The organism is Clostridium rectalis, from assembly GCF_900626095.1.
GTDB lineage: Bacteria > Bacillota > Clostridia > Clostridiales > Clostridiaceae > Clostridium_AS > Clostridium_AS rectalis.
Genome location: NZ_UYZZ01000003.1, coordinates 123,669 through 140,085, shown reverse-complemented (window position 1 = coordinate 140,085; position 16,417 = coordinate 123,669). Strand labels below are relative to the sequence as shown.

13 protein-coding genes and 1 other annotated feature are annotated in these 16,417 nt (G+C 26.3%); of the genes, 9 read left to right on the top strand and 4 right to left on the bottom strand.

Features of this window, described 5'->3' with window-relative positions:
• Window positions 1-149: 149 nt before the first annotated feature.
• Entirely contained in the window at window positions 150-3,077 is a 2,928-nt protein-coding gene (locus tag EJL03_RS05965; RefSeq protein WP_125153054.1) for an insulinase family protein, read from the top strand.
• A 33-nt stretch (window positions 3,078-3,110) separates the two neighbouring features.
• On the opposite strand, the gene EJL03_RS05960 is transcribed toward EJL03_RS05965, so the two are convergent.
• A complete protein-coding gene (locus EJL03_RS05960; RefSeq protein WP_125153053.1) occupies window positions 3,111-3,995 on the bottom strand; it encodes a DUF2156 domain-containing protein in 885 nt (294 codons plus the stop codon).
• A gap of 141 nt (window positions 3,996-4,136) precedes the next feature.
• Window positions 4,137-4,381, top strand: a binding site (T-box leader).
• A gap of 128 nt (window positions 4,382-4,509) precedes the next feature.
• On the opposite strand from EJL03_RS05960, the gene EJL03_RS05955 reads away from it, so the two are divergent.
• Window positions 4,510-5,019, top strand: coding sequence for a tryptophan transporter (locus tag EJL03_RS05955; RefSeq protein WP_125153052.1), 510 nt, complete (start codon window positions 4,510-4,512; stop codon window positions 5,017-5,019).
• 45 nt (window positions 5,020-5,064) lie between these two features.
• On the opposite strand, the gene EJL03_RS05950 is transcribed toward EJL03_RS05955, so the two are convergent.
• Entirely contained in the window at window positions 5,065-6,360 is a 1,296-nt protein-coding gene (locus tag EJL03_RS05950; RefSeq protein WP_125153051.1) for a M48 family metallopeptidase, read from the bottom strand.
• Between the two features lie 293 nt (window positions 6,361-6,653).
• Here EJL03_RS05950 and EJL03_RS05945 point away from each other — a divergent pair, with 293 nt between their 5' ends.
• Window positions 6,654-8,447 carry a putative bifunctional diguanylate cyclase/phosphodiesterase gene (locus EJL03_RS05945; protein WP_125153050.1) on the top strand — a complete coding sequence of 598 codons (1,794 nt, stop codon included), beginning with the start codon at window positions 6,654-6,656 and terminating at the stop codon, window positions 8,445-8,447.
• A gap of 66 nt (window positions 8,448-8,513) precedes the next feature.
• Here EJL03_RS05945 and EJL03_RS05940 read toward each other — a convergent pair whose 3' ends face one another.
• Entirely contained in the window at window positions 8,514-8,726 is a 213-nt protein-coding gene (locus EJL03_RS05940) for a hypothetical protein (RefSeq protein ID WP_125153049.1), read from the bottom strand.
• A gap of 378 nt (window positions 8,727-9,104) precedes the next feature.
• Between EJL03_RS05940 and EJL03_RS05935 the strand changes: the two genes are divergently transcribed.
• The 6 genes from EJL03_RS05935 to EJL03_RS05910 all read left to right on the top strand — a co-directional run bounded on the left by EJL03_RS05935 (window position 9,105) and on the right by EJL03_RS05910 (window position 15,777).
• On the top strand, window positions 9,105-10,259 hold the full coding sequence (locus tag EJL03_RS05935) for an amidohydrolase (RefSeq protein WP_125153048.1): 1,155 nt from the start codon (window positions 9,105-9,107) through the stop codon (window positions 10,257-10,259).
• Window positions 10,260-10,326: 67 nt separating this feature from the next.
• Window positions 10,327-11,019, top strand: coding sequence for a nucleotidyltransferase domain-containing protein (locus EJL03_RS05930; RefSeq protein WP_125153047.1), 693 nt, complete (start codon window positions 10,327-10,329; stop codon window positions 11,017-11,019).
• 265 nt (window positions 11,020-11,284) lie between these two features.
• Window positions 11,285-12,061 (top strand): nitroreductase family protein, encoded by a 777-nt coding sequence (locus tag EJL03_RS05925; RefSeq protein WP_125153046.1) that lies wholly within the window; start codon window positions 11,285-11,287, stop codon window positions 12,059-12,061.
• 76 nt (window positions 12,062-12,137) lie between these two features.
• Entirely contained in the window at window positions 12,138-12,452 is a 315-nt protein-coding gene (locus tag EJL03_RS05920) for a YbjQ family protein (RefSeq protein WP_125153045.1), read from the top strand.
• Window positions 12,453-12,515: 63 nt separating this feature from the next.
• Window positions 12,516-14,312 carry a MutS family DNA mismatch repair protein gene (locus EJL03_RS05915; RefSeq protein ID WP_125153044.1) on the top strand — a complete coding sequence of 599 codons (1,797 nt, stop codon included), beginning with the start codon at window positions 12,516-12,518 and terminating at the stop codon, window positions 14,310-14,312.
• 208 nt (window positions 14,313-14,520) lie between these two features.
• Window positions 14,521-15,777, top strand: a complete 1,257-nt coding sequence (locus EJL03_RS05910; RefSeq protein WP_125153043.1) for an esterase/lipase family protein — start codon at window positions 14,521-14,523, stop codon at window positions 15,775-15,777.
• A 39-nt stretch (window positions 15,778-15,816) separates the two neighbouring features.
• Here the strand turns inward: EJL03_RS05910 and EJL03_RS05905 are convergent, their stop codons facing one another.
• Entirely contained in the window at window positions 15,817-16,275 is a 459-nt protein-coding gene (locus EJL03_RS05905; RefSeq protein WP_125153042.1) for a spore coat protein, read from the bottom strand.
• Window positions 16,276-16,417 lie beyond the last annotated feature (142 nt).

Genomic DNA, 16,417 nt, shown 5'->3' with positions numbered 1-16,417 from the left:
AAATTTTTATTGATATTTTACTTATACTATAGTTTATAGATATAATCAATTTAACTTATAAATTGTTCATAAAATAGTAATAATTATGCATACATTTAGAGGTTAGTATTAAGTGAGAGTAATTAAAATTATATTTAGGAGGTAAAAAGATGAATTTAGAGATAGGAAAGGTCTACATGGGTTTTCAACTACTTCAAAACGAGCATATAGAAGAAATAAATTCTCAAGCATTAGTATTTGTTCATAAGATTACAGGAGCTAAGCTTTTAAAGCTATATAATGGAGATGACAATAAAGTGTTTTCTATAGGGTTTAGAACTCCTCCCAAGGATAGTACAGGTGTTGCTCATATTCTAGAGCATTCTGTACTTTGCGGCTCTAGGAAATTTCCTGTTAAAGAGCCCTTTGTAGAACTTATTAAGGGTTCTTTAAATACTTTTTTAAATGCTATGACTTTTCCAGATAAGACGATGTATCCTGTAGCAAGCAGAAATAAAAAAGATTTTTTAAATTTGATGGATGTATATTTAGATGCTGTATTTTATCCTAATATATATAAGTATCCTGAAATATTTATGCAAGAAGGTTGGCACTATGAATTAGAAAGTGAAGAAAGTGATATAAAGTATAAAGGCGTAGTTTATAATGAGATGAAAGGTGCTTTTTCATCTCCGGAATCTATTTTAATAAGAAAAATATCAGAATCATTATTTCCGGATGTTACATATGGAGTTGAGTCCGGTGGTGATCCAGATTATATTCCAACTTTAAGTTATGAGGAGTTTATAGATTTCCATAAAAAATATTATCACCCATCAAACAGTTATATATTCTTATATGGTGATGGGGAGATATTAGAGGAATTAAAGTTTATAAATGACAAATATCTTAAGGATTTTGAAGCATTAAACGTAGATTCTAAAATTCATATTCAAAAACCTTTTAGTAAAATGAGAGAAAAAATAATAGAATATCCTATATCTTGTAATGAAAAGGAAGAAGATAAAACTTTTTTAAGTCTTAATTTTGTAACAGGAAAGTCAACAGACAGAGAAACCTATTTGGCTTTAGATATATTAGAACATTTACTTTTAGAAACTCCTGCAGCTCCATTAAAAAAGGCATTAATAGCGTCTAATATTGGAAAAGATGTTTTTGGTAGTTTCGATAATAGTATATTACAACCTACATTTAGTGTAGTTGTAAAAAATTCTAATGAGGATAAAAAGGAAATATTTAAAAAAGTAGTATTAAAAACATTAAAAGAATTAGTGGATAAAGGAATAGATAAAAAACTTATAGAATCTTCAATTAATATAAAAGAATTTCAATTAAGGGAAGCAGATTTTCAAGGATATCCTAAAGGACTAATCTATGCTATTAAATGTATGGATAGTTGGCTTTATGATAAGGATCCTTTAATGCATATCCAGTATGAACCACAATTAAAAAAGGTCAAGAAAGCTTTAACTAGTGATTATTTTGAAAAATTTATAAATGAGTATATTTTAAATAATAACCATAGTTCTTTATTGATTGTTAAACCTAAAAAAGGATTAGCTGATGAAAAGGAAAAAAATTTAAAAGAGAAATTGAGCAATTATAAAAGTACATTACAACAAGAGGAATTAGAAAAACTTATTTCAACTACTAAAAGACTTAAAGAAAGGCAGCAGACCCCGGATTCTTTAGAAGATTTAAAGAAAATACCATTACTTTCCATAGAAGACATAGAAAAAGATTCTGAAAAATTACCTATTATAGAGGACAAAATAGAAGATATGAAGGTATTAAAACATAATATTTTCACAAATAAGATAGCATATATTAATTTATATTTTGATACTAGGAATGTACCACAGGATTTAATACCATATATAGGTCTTTTAGCTGGGGTTATAGGAAAGGTAAATACGAAGGGATATTCCTATGAAGAGTTGTCTAATGAAATTAATATAAATACAGGAGGAATTAGTTATACTGCAACTGCTTATTCTAACAATAAAATTGTTGATGATTTTTCACCAATATTAAAAATAAGAACAAAAGTTTTGGTGGAAAAAATACCTAAATTATTTAAAATTCTAGGGGAAGAAATCAAAGATAGTAAGTTTGACGACTTTAATCGTATAAAACAAATAATTCAGGAACTTAAGTCAAGAATTGAAATGTCGATATTTGATAGAGGTCATATGGTAGCAGCTGCAAGATTAGCTTCGTATTTTTCAGCTTCATCTAATTATATAGAAAAGGTTTCAGGACTTGGATTTTATCATTTTATAGTTGATATAGATAAAAATTTTGAAAATAGGAAAAGTGAGATAATAAACAATTTAAAAGAAATTTCTAAACTTATATTTAACAGGGAAAATCTTATGCTAAGTGTAACTTTAGAGGAGGAAGATTATAATAAATTTAAAGATAATTTTTATATATTAAAAAATAGGTTAGGAACAAAGGCTTGTATGCCTAATAAATATGATATTAAATATAGTAAAGTAAACCAAGGTCTTATGACATCAGGGGAGGTTCAATATAACGCTAAGGGCTTTAATTTTAAAAAGTTAGGATATAATTATAAAGGATCACTTCAAGTGTTAAAAACAGTAATAAGCTTTAATTATTTGTGGAATAAGGTTAGAGTCCAAGGTGGAGCTTATGGATGTTTCGGCGGATTTAATAAAAATGGTAATATGTATTTTGTGTCCTATAGAGATCCAAATTTAAAAAGCACCATAGAAGTATATAATAATGCATATTCTTATATAGATAAATTTAGTGCAGATGATAGAGAAATAACTAAGTATATCATAGGAACTATGAGTGATATAGATTCGCCTCTTACTCCATCTATGAAAGGAGATAAAGCTGCAGCTAATTATATAAGTAATATTACGCAAGAGGATATTCAAAAAGAAAGAGATGAAATTTTATCTACAAATGTGGAAGAAATTAAAAAGTTAACATCTTTAGTGAAGGATTGTATGAAAGAAAACTATATTTGTGTATTAGGAAGCGAAGAAAAAATAAAGAAAAATAAGGATTTATTTAATGAATTAATTCATGTATTTGAGTAACAATACCCCCCATTTTTATGGGGGGTATTGTTTTTATTTTATAGAATATTTCATTTCTAATTTAATAGGATTATATGAAAGTTTAGCTTTTCTTAAACCTTCTATACCTAAATCCTGTTCTCTATTTATATATTTTACATCATTTAAATATTTTTCTACAAAAGTTTTGTTAATATAGGGATAAAGACCTCTTATACTATGGTCAGCTTTTTCAATATGGATAATTGCCATATCATTATTTACTATTTCACCTATGGTAAAGGCTGATATTTTATTATTCACATATACTGCCATTCCAATATAATTTAAACTATCAATATTATTTAGTAACTCTTGTATACCATAAAGTTCATAAAGGATATAGCCTTTACAGTTATTTTCATAACACCATTGTTTTGCTGCATTTAAACAGTCATTCAATATATCTTTTGTTATTGGCATTGTTTTATAGTTATAACTTTTTATAAAATAATTATAATGGTTTTTTTTACTGTGGAATTTTTTACCTTTAAGATTGATTAAATCATCTTTTAAATAAATATAATCAGCATTTTCTCTGTCTTCTATTATATTTATTTTGTCACCATAAATAGATTTAATATCCTCTATGAATGGAGATTCTAAATCTTTAAATAAATAATCTAAATTATTTTGATCTTTATATTTTATTAATTCTTCTACCAATTCTTTTAAATTATCTTTTTTATACCCTATAGGTTGCATAAAGTGAGAGGAATGATCAAAATCTGTTTTTTTAATTATCAAAGTACCATTTAAAATGGTATACTCTATATTACAACCTTTTTTCCATAAAAATAAATTTGTAAAAGAATATTCACATGATAAAAAATTATAAGTTTTTAAAAATTTATCGAATATAGGTTTATCCTCTAATGTAAGAGGCTTGAAATTAAACATATCAACACTCCTTGTTAATGTATAATAAATATTAGATAATAGGATATATTTATTATAGTACAAAATTTTAATTATGAAAAGTGGTGAAAAATAGTTGAAAAATTCTGCTGAAGGTGGTAAAATTATTGTAAACTTAAAATAATAAATTCATTGAAGAGGAATAGTAATTAAAATTGATTATTTAAAGAGAGCTGATGGTGGTGGAATTTCGGCAATATAGATTTTAATGAATGGACCTTATAGAAGTAACCCGAAATCTTGTATAAGATAGTAGTAGTTACCGGAATCCTACCGTTAAAAAGGACAAAATATGTTAGTATTTTAGTATGAGATATGCACTTGTGCATAATTTAGGTGGTACCGTGAACTATACCTTCGCCCTAATATTTTTAGGGTGAAGGTTTTTTTATTATATTTTATGAAAGGAGGGGTAATTATGTTATGAAAGTTAAAAACAATAAACTGTATTTTTGTGTATTGTAATATATTTAATATTAAAAAGGAGATATTTTATATGAAAATAAAAAAATTCATAATTAGTGCACTTTTTTTAGCTATAGGCTTTATACTTCATCAGCTTACACCCCCTTTTCTATTTGGAATGAAACCTGATTTTTTACTTGTTATGATGTTTATTGCTATATTTGCAGCAGAGGATTATAAATTAACTATATGCATAGGGCTAATATCTGGATTATTGACAGCAGCTACTACTACTTTCCCAGGGGGACAGATATCTAATATTATAGATAAAATTATTACTAGCCAGATTGTATATATTATGTTTAAATTATTAAGGTATAAATTAAATAAAAATATAAGTATGATATTAATAGCTGTTATAGGTACATTTATAAGTGGGATTATATTTTTAACGTCAGCATTTTTTATAGTAGGGCTTCCTATTACTTTTAAAGCTTTAGTTTTGACGGTAGTTTTACCAGCTACAGTGGTAAATTCTATAGTTTCATTTATAATATTTAAGATAGTAAATACAGCTTTAAAATATTCAATTCAGAATTAAAAGTATGGGCACGTAATTTTTACGTGTCCCAATAAATATAAAATATTAATTGATATATTTTTCGTATTTTAGTGGTTTATTTTGTTGCCAAGGCATATATTCATTTGCAAATTTTATTCTTTCATAATATGGTGGGTGGGAGAAATACCATATTTTATATAATTTACTGGGATGAGGAAGAGTTAAGCTTTCCTCATGGAGTTTAATTGTAGAAGTTATTGTAGAATAATTATCTTTAGTTAGTTCTATTTCAAATCTATCAGCTTCTTTTTCTAAATACCTTGAGTAACTGTTAGTAATAGGGTTAGTTATAAAAATCATAAAATTTATAAAAAGTATAATAAGAGGAATAGCTGCTACATCAAATAGTTGATTAAAACCTAAAATATTAGACCAATTATTTATTATATATAAACATAGTTTATTAACTATATATAAAATAAAAGTTATAAGTATACTACCAAGTATTATTGATTTCCAAACATGCCCCATTAAATAATGTCCCATTTCATGAGCTAATATACATAAGGTTTCATCTTGTGTTAAATTATTTATAGTATTATCCCATAAAACTATTCTTTTAGAATTAAATATACCAGTCATATAAGCATTCATCTCTTTTGTATCGATACTTTTATTTACCTGGTAAACTTTACAATTATCTAAAGGAGTTTTAGATAATTGGGTATAGATTTTTTTTTCTAATTCTTTGTTTTGTATAGTTTCGTACTTATTAAATAAAGGATCTATAAAAGTAGGGGATACAAAAGTTATAAATAATAATATAGGTATAGATAATAACCCCATATGTAACCACCAATATTTAGGTTGTTTTTTTATTGTTACTATAGGTAACCATAAAAATAAAGCACCAATAGTTGTAGAAATAATAAGATCTTTTATTGAATTACTGAACCACCTAACAAAATTTTGATTTGATAGACCATAATTATGTTTATTAATAAAATTACTATAAAAATTTAAGGGAAAGGTAAGAATATAATTAATTAATGTAAATAATATAAAATAAATACTTACAATTAATATAAAACTTTTAGTTTTATTATGTGAAAAATTTCTAAGTTTAACAGAAAGACCGCTTATTATAAATAATATAGGAATTAAAAAACTTAGCATTAAATCTATGGACCATATATTTAAATTAGTGATTTTATAAGAAATAGCCATATCAGAAGCTTTAGGCAAGTAAACTTTTTTATTTTCCTCTATAAATAGAGTGTAAGAAGGTGATGTTTTTAAATTTTTTACATTAGTCCTTTCTTCTTTTTGAACAGTAAATATAAATAAAGTTATAAAACTAAGAAAAATTATAATTAACATATAAAAGGATTTTTTCAAAATACCACTCCCTTTTAATTTTATGTATATATATAGTATATTAATTAATATTAAATTTATATAAGTTTTATATAGATAATTTCAAATATAGCTACAGATTATACATATAATTGGATAAAATAATATTATTTTATTGATGTCATTTAATAAATGTCTGTATTATAGCATTGAAATATGATAATATAATATTAATTATATGGAATATATTACATAATAAGTAACATAAAAATGGTACTTTAAAGACAAATAAGTTTTATATAAGTAGGTGTAAAATCATGGGCAGATATTTATATAATGGAGTTAAAATGAATTCTCCTATTTATCAAGAATTAGCAGCTACAGAGGAAGACATCAAAAGTCAATATGAAGAATTAAGAAAGAATCAAAAGGCCCTAAAAATAAGTGAAGAGAGATATAGACTTGCGGTAGAAGGAGCTAATGATGCTCTGTGGGATTGGGATTTCATTAATAATAAATTTTTTATATCAGATAAGTGGAAAGAAGAAATGGGTTATATTTCCAATAGTAACTTAAGCATAATAGGTAGAATTACAAGAATGTTACATTGTGATGATGTTAATTTAGCAATGGATGCTTTAAAAGAATATTTAAAAGGTAACAAACCTTACTATATGTGTGAGTTTAGAATGAAGTATAAAGAGGATGGTTATAGATGGGTATTAAGTAGGGGTAAACTTTTAAGGGATGAAAAGGGTGTAGCTATAAGAATGGCAGGATCATTATCAGACATAACTGACAGGAAAATATATGAGGAAAAAATTAAAAAAATGGCATATTTTGATAGACTAACCAATCTGCCTAATTTCCATTATTTCCAGGAAAATATGAATACTAAAATAGAAAAAAATAAAGAATATTTTAACTTCGCACTTTTACTTATAGATATTGATAATTTTAGGAATATAAATGATACACTAGGCCATAAATTTGGTGACAAAGTTTTAAAGGAAGTAAGCAATAGATTAAAAAAATTTTTAGATGTTGATGATAATATATATAGAACTGGGGAAGATGAATTTTTACTTGTAAAGAGTTGTATAGGTAATAAAAAAAATGCATCAGACTTTGCAGAAAGTATTTTAGAGTATTTTAGAAATTGTATAGTTGTTGATAAACATGAGGTGTATACTAATGTAAGTATAGGAATAGGAATTTATCCACAAGATGGAGATGATGTTTTCACTTTATTTAAAAATGTAGATAGTGCTATGTATAGTGCAAAAGAACACGGGAAAAATAGATATGAATTTTTTGATGAGGATATATATAATAGGATATTGCAAAGATCATATTTAGAGATAAATTTAAGAAGGGCTGTGGAAAAAAATGAGTTTATATTATATTATCAACCCCAAATGAATCTTAAAACAGAAAGTATAATTGGTGTGGAGGCCCTTATTAGATGGAGTCATCCTAAAGAAGGATTAATACCTCCTGGCAATTTTATTCCTTTAGCAGAGAGCACAGGACTTATTTTGCCAATGGGTAAATGGGTGCTTAAAAATGCATGTTTACAGAACAAATTTTGGCAAAAATCAGGGTATAAACCTATAAGAATAGCGGTAAATGTTTCAGCTCTTCAACTTCAACAAAATGATTTTATAAATACAGTAAGGGAAGTTTTAGAATATACTGATATGGATCCTAAATTTTTAGAAATAGAGATAACGGAAAGTACCTTAATGAGTTCTATTGAATCTAATGTAGAAAAATTAATTATGTTAAAAAAAATGGGAATAAAGATTTCTTTAGATGATTTTGGAACGGGATACTCGTCTTTAAGTTATTTGAAAAAACTACCTATAGATACCTTGAAAATAGATAAATCTTTTATAGATGACATAAAAAATTCTGTTGTGGATGATGGTATAACAGGGGAAATAATACAATTAGCCCACAAGATGAAAATAGATGTAATAGCAGAAGGGGTAGAAAAGTATGAGCAAGTAAAATTTTTAAAAACTCAAGAATGTGATAAAATACAGGGATATGTTTTGAGTAGACCTGTACCTAGTAATGAAGTAGAAAAATATTTAAAGTTTATTTAAATAAAGAAAGAGATGTAAAGTAAAATGGACCCTGTGTTTAGGTACCATTTTACTTTACATCTTTTTTTATTTAGGAAGTCTTAAAGTATCTAATAAAACATTTCTATTATCAAATATTTTAATACAGTTTGTATTCTCATCTAGCTTTGCAATATTAAAACTTTGATGAAAGGCGTCATCCATTGATTGAAAAAATTTGATATAGCCAGTGTCTTCTTCTATTATATGGCATATAGAAAAACCAAAAGCTTGTATAAGATTTTTATGTTCTATTTTCATATTAAATACACTCCTTTTATAGAAAAATAATTCAATATATATAATTATATTTTTAAAACATAGTATTAAAAAAATAAAAAACGGAAGATATCTTCCGTTTTTAGGGGGAGGTTGTGTGAAAAGTATTCTAATTAATTAAAATTTGTTTATTTTAATTAGTATGTTATCATTATAATTTCTAATTATTAATTTAAAATTATAAATCTATTAACAAATGATAAATTTTTTTTATTTTATGATAAAGTATTTAAATAAGTTTAATATGTATAGTTAACGGAAGATTAATTATAAAGTTATTCTATATTAATATTTTGTGGAATAAAGTATTTAAAATGATATATTTATATAATAATATGTATTTTATTTAGAGGTGATAAAGTGTTATTAATAAAAAATGGGAAAATCTTCACTATGGAGGGAATCAATTATGAAAAAGGAGATATACTTGTTGATAAAGGTAAGATAGTGAAAATATCAAAAAATATAAATATTAGTTCAAAAATTAGTATTATTGATGCTAAAGGTGCATGGGTTATGCCAGGTATAATAGATGCTCATTGTCATATTGGACTTTTAGAGCAAGGTGTTGGTGTTGAGGGAAATGATATAAATGAGAGTACAAATCCAATAACTCCACAGTTAAGAGCAATAGATGGTATAAATCCTTTAGATGATGCTTTTAAGGATGCTATAAAGGCAGGAATAACTTCTGTTATGACAGGTCCGGGAAGTGCTAATGTAATGGGAGGCCAATTTGTTGCTATAAAAACAAGTGGAATATGTGTAGATGAAATGGTAATAAAAGAGCCTGCAGCAATAAAAGTGGCATTTGGTGAAAATCCTAAAAGGGTCTATAATTCAAAAGGTAAAATGCCAACAACTAGAATGGCAACAGCAGCATTACTTAGACAAACATTAACTGATAGTAAAAACTATAAGAGGAGAAAGGATACTGCTTATCTTAAAGGAGAGAATTTTGATATTAATCTTAAAATGGAGTCATTAATACCTGTTTTGGAAAGAAAAATTCCATTAAAAGCTCATGTGCATAGAGCAGATGATATTTTTACTGCTATTAGATTAGCAAAAGAGTTTAATATTCTTATTACGTTGGATCATTGTACAGAGGGTGATATAATTGCAAAATATATAAAAAATGCAGATGTTCCAGCTATATTGGGACCAGGGTTAACAAGTAAGGGAAAAGTAGAGACAAAGGGCAAATCTTTTATTACTCCATATATACTAAATAAAGAGGGTATAAAGTTTGCTATTACGACAGATCATCCGGTTGTTCCTATAGAATACTTGCCACTATGTGCAGCATTGGCTGTAAAAGAGGGATTAGCTTTGGAAGAAGCACTTAAGGCTATAACTATAAATGCAGCAGAAATAATGGGAATAGATAATAGGGTAGGTAGTTTAAAAGAAGGCAAAGATGCAGATATGGCCATTTTTAACGGTAATCCTTTAGAGAATTTCACAAGTCTTATTTATACAATTATAGATGGAAATATTGTGTATTCTAGATAAAATAAAATTATCAGATTTCCTAAGTACGGATATTATAATTTTAAAATATGTGTTTTAGGGGGATTATATGGAGGGAGATAAGAAAATAGAAGTATTTAAAAATAAAATTATACATCTTTTTAATGGACGGCTACAGTGTATTTTACTTACAGGAAGTTATTCAAGGAGAGAAAATACGGAAGATAGTGATATAGATATATGGATATTTTTAGATAAAGTGTTAGAAAAAGATTTATTTTCTATAGGGGATATTTTATTAAATTTAGATCCAATTCCCAAACTTAATCCACAGTGTACATCCTTTAATGAAAGTATGTCAACCTATTTTTCAAGAGAATATAGTCCAATACAATATAATACAGATGGTATAATATTGTATGGAGAATTAAAGATACCTTCTCCTAATAAAATAGAATTCAGTTTAGAAAGTAAAAGGTTAGCTGTTTATGTAATTATGGGAATAAGACATTTTGTATGTACCAATGAAAAAGAAGAATTATTATTAAAAAGAAAAATTAGAAAGAGAATTTTAAAACCTCTTATGTGGGCAATAAGATACAAGTATACAGCTTATAGTGGAGTGTATTATAAAAATTTACAAGATTTGAAGGAAGTTTGCACAGAAGGAGAAAAAAATATCATAGAAGTTTATGAAAAATTTTTACATCGTGATATTAAAGAGTATTTAGGTAAAAGTAAGAAAATAATGATGCTATGTTACCGAATGTGTATGAATATTATAGATCAGAATGGGGATTAAAATAATCCCCTATTAAAACCCAAGTATGTTATTTTATAAGTATCAAATTGTATATTAAATCTTAATTTGAGATAATATTTTTATTGTTTTTAAAGGAAAAGTGTTAATTATTTATTAATTTATAAAATATATAAATTAATGCCTCCTAAAAATATTAAATATAGATTAATTTTTAAAATATTAGGTGAAATTTTGTATAAAATTTAGTAAAATTAATAAAATGAGGTAAAAATATTAAATAAGTATATTTAGTGAGGAGGAAGATATGGATTTAATAGATGCCATTAGTAATAGGCATTCTGTAAGAGAATATGAAAATGAACAAGTGAACTTAGATACTTTAGAAAAAATTGAAAAAAAAATATCTAAAGCGGAAAGACTTTTTAAAGACATAGATATGAATGTACATATAGTAAAAGATGGGGAAAAAGTATTTAAAATTCTAAATGGAATTATAAGTAATTATGGTAAAGTAAAAGCTCCCCATTATCTAGTAATAACATCTGAGAAAAAACATGGTTATCTAGAAAATATAGGGTTTACTTTAGAGGGAATAGTTTTGGAACTTACATCTATGGGTTTAGGAAGTTGCTGGATTGGTTCTGGACTAAAGGAAAATTTATTAAATACAATCATAAAAATACCGCTTAATAATGAACCTATAATAGTTATTGCTTTTGGATATGAAAAAAGTAATAAAATGAGAAAAAATTATCATAAAAGAAAAAATATAATTGAGTTCGCATCTGGAGATTTTCAAGGTGGGTGGATAGATATTTTAGAGTTAGTTAGAAAGGCACCTTCATCTATGAATTTTCAACCTTGGAGGATATTTAAAGAAAATGATATAATTAATTTGTATTCTATAAAAAGGAAGTTTATAGCTAAAAAATTAGAGGATTTAAATAAAATAGATTGTGGTATAGCTGCAAGTCATTTGCTCTTAGGGGCTAAAAGCTTTAATATGGATATAGAATTAAAAAAATTATTTGGTAAAAATAAAGAAAATTTAAACTATATTATAAGTGCCATAGAGACTTAATCGTAGATTTATTTGAAAGTTAAAAATATATTTTATTGTGTAAGGAAATATATTATACTTTAAGGAGTGAACATAGATGATTATTACGAATATGGATAAAATACCAGGAAAAGAAATTGAATTTTTAGATATGGTGAATTGTAGTGCTGTTTATGCTAAAAATTTTGGAAAAGATATCATGGCAGGATTTAAGAATTTAGTAGGTGGAGAATTAACAGGGTATAGTGAAATGGTTGATGATGCAAGAACAAAAGCATTGGATAAGATAAAAAAGAAAGGGGAGAGTTTAGGAGCAGATGCTGTATTAAATATACGTTATACTATGACAAGCATGACCCAAGGAAGTGCTATAGCTGTAATTGCTACAGGAACAGCGGTTAAGTTTATTTAATACTAAAGGGATTGTAAATACAATCCCTTTAGTATTATAAAAAAATAACAGGCAGGTGAGAAAATGGAGAATATAGAAAATAATTATATTAAAAGAATACAGAAATATGAAAGTCTATTAAAAAGACAAAGAGAAACTATAAATTTTATAAGTGCATTAAGAATGATAACTTTTATCTCAGCTATAGTGTTTTCTATTGTAAGCTATTATAGATTTCATAATTATTATTTACTTATATTAAGTATAGTCATTTTTACAAGTGGATTTCTTTTATTAGCTAAAAAACAAGATAAATTAATAAAAAATAAAGGCGTAGTAGAAAAGATATGCCAAATAAATGAAAAATCAGTAATTAGAATGAAAGGTGATTGGAAAGGGTTTAAAGATGATGGAAATGAGTTTATAGATGAAGAGCATTCATATTCAAAAGATTTAGATTTGTTTGGCAAGGCTTCTCTTTTTCAGTATTTAAATGAAACAACTACATACATGGGTAGAAAAGAATTAAAAAATTCATTAGAAAATTGCAAATTTAGTATAGATCAAATTTATGAAAGACAAGAGGCCATAAAAGAAATGGCTCATAATATAGCATGGAGACAAAGACTTCAATCAGAAGGACTTTGTATAAATAATAATGAAGATGTGAAAAAATTAATAATTTGGGGAAAAGAGAAGTGCAGTTTATATAATAAGAAAAGCTTAAAATTTTTTACCTTATTGTTACCTACAATAACCTTAATAACCATTATAATGTACTTTACAAAATATATTTCTTTTTACTATCCACTTTTTATGTTGTTTCTTCAAGCAGTTATATTAAAAATAAAAAATGACGAAAGAAATAATGCATTAGATATGGTATATCATTATAAAAAAATTATAGGTGGATATGCTAACATGTTAAAACTTATAGGTGAAAAGAATTTTCAAAGTAAATATTTAAAAGAAATAAAAGAAAAAATTATGAATAATGAAGAAAATAAAGCTTTAAAAGGAATAAGGGCTTTAAGTAATATATCTGGTTTTACATCAGATAGGAAAAATTTATTTTATATTTTATCAAATATATTATTATTATGGGATTATAGATGTATGATAATGTTAGAAAATTGGAAGAAGCAGTATTCATATGAATTGGAGAAATGGTTATGTGCAATAGGGCGTACTGAAGAAATTTCTAGTTTATCTATTATGTGCTATGAAAATCCTCAATGGACAATGCCTAAATTTAATAAAAATAGTTTTAGTATAAAGGGGAAAAAAGTTGGGCACCCTCTTTTAGATAGTGAAAAGGTATGTAATGATTTTACTATAGGGGAGGATCATAAGATTTTATTAATAACAGGATCTAATATGTCTGGTAAAAGCACATTTTTAAGAACTGTAGGCATAAATATACTATTAGCTCAAATAGGTTCAGTTGTTTGCGCAACAGAATTTTGTTGTAGTAAAATGGATATTTATACTTGTATGAGAATAGATGATAATTTGGAAAGAAATATATCTTCATTTTATGGTGAAATTTTAAGAATTAAAAAACTTATGAAAGGTGTGAAATCGGGGAAACCAATTTTATTTTTATTAGATGAAATATTTAAGGGAACTAATTCATTAGATAGACACACTGGAGCCGAGATTTTAATAAATAAATTAAGCAATGAAAATGTATTAGGGTTAGTATCAACACATGATTTGGAATTAGGGGATTTAGAGAATAAAAATAGTAAAGTTAAAAATTACCATTTTAAAGAATACTATAAAAATAATAAAATATATTTTGATTATAAATTAAAACCTGGAGTTTCAACAACACGAAATGCACTATACCTTATGAAGATGGCTGGTATAGATATGTAAATTTGTTAATTGGATATATATTATTATCATATATTTTATGACATAATAATGGGGGAAAATACATAAAATTTTCCAACTTAATAGCTGCGTATGATAAAAAATGTTTTGATTGTTGTATAATGTAAAAGTATGTATAAATAAAATTATTTACAGAAATGTTAAAATATAATATTATCTAACATAGTAATTAGTAAAAAGGGGGATAATTATGCGCAGGTTTAAGTTTATTTCTGGATTTTTAGCTTTGTTTTTAGTGATTATGCTAAAAGTATCAGTAAAGGCTGAGACAGAACATAAAAATATGGGCCATCCAACAGTACTTGTACATGGTTTCATGGGTTGGGGAAAGGATGAGATTCCGTTATATCATTATTGGGGAGCATTTACGGATTTAGAAAAGCAGCTTAGAAAAGACGGGTATGATGTCTATGTAGCAGCAGTAGGTCCCGTAGCTAGTAATTGGGACAGGGCATGTGAACTTTATGCTTATATAAAAGGTGGAACCGTTGACTATGGAAAGGCTCATTCAAAAAAATATGGGCATGCTAGGTATGGAAGAACATATAAAGGAATTTATCCACAATGGGGAAGAGTTAACAAAGAAGATAAAATAAATAAAGTTCATATTGTAGGTCATAGTATGGGTGGACAAACTATAAGAGTGTTAGATCAACTTCTTGAGGAAGGTAGTGAAGAAGAAAGAGGTGTGACAGATGAAAAGGAATTATCAACTCTTTTCAAGGGAGAGCAACAGTTTTTAGCTAGCGTTACCTCTATATCATCACCTCATGACGGTACTACCTTAGCAGATGAGGGTAGTGGAAACGTATTAGTAGATTTTGCTCAAAAGCTAATGGGTGGAATTGGAAGTATAACTGGTTATTTAAATAAACCTGTATTTGACTTTAAATTAGATCAATGGGGATTAAAAAAGGAAAAAAATGAATTAACTTTGCAATATTTTAAAAAGGTTTTCAATAGTAATATATGGAAAGATACTAAGGATATAAGTGTATGGGATTTAAGTACAGATGGTGCGAGAGAAATAAATAAGTGGGTAACAGCAAAAAAAGATAAATATTATTTTTCATGGACTACTAAAGCAACTAAAGTGTCTCATATAACAGGGAATTCCATACCAGATGTAAAGTATATGAATCCTTTATTTATACCTAATTCAGTAATAATGGGAAGATATACTCGAAATGAACCAGGACGGGTGACTATAGATGAAAATTGGCAACCTAATGATGGCTTTGTAAATGTTATCAGTCAAAATGGACCTAAGATTAGTTCAAAGGATGAGATAGTGAAATTTAATGGCAAGCCACAAATTGGGAAATGGAATGATATGCCTTTATTGGAGAATATGGATCATGAAGATATAATACACAAATCAGGATATGTTATTCCATGGTATAAAAAATTAATAAATGGATTAAATTCACTTCCTGAAATACAATAAATTAAAAGCATGTATCATTTATTGATACATGCTTTTAATTTATTGTGGGTTATACATACCTTTGCTTTCCATATATTTAAAGATGTCTTCTCCATGTTGCTGTTCTTCTTTTTGGATATGATTTAGAGATTGACGGATATTACTATTTGTAAATTCGAAAATACTGGTATCATAAGCTCCAGAAACATATTTTTCAGTCATAAGTAAATCTTTGCATAAATATGCATCCTCAGGGGAATTTGCATTAGAATTTGAGAAGTTAGTTGGTTTTTGGTTATTACCACTAGCATTAGAATTCATATTAGGAAGCTGACCACTTAAAATTGTATTTATAGTGTTAAGATGTTGTTGTTCTTGTTGGGCATGAAAATTAAATAATTGTTTTAATTGAGGATCAGAAGCTTTTCCAGCATAATTATTGTATTTTTCAATACACTGTTCCTCATGGCTTTTCAAATCTTTAAGTAGTAAAGTTTCTTTTTCTGTTAATTGAATCATTAAAAACACCTCCACATCTATTTTTCTTTAAAATCGATAAATATATTCATAATACAATAAAATAAAAATTAATGTTTTTGGAAAATTTTTAATTTTAAAAAAATATATGGAAATAAAGTTGGATAAATGGTAAAATATTACT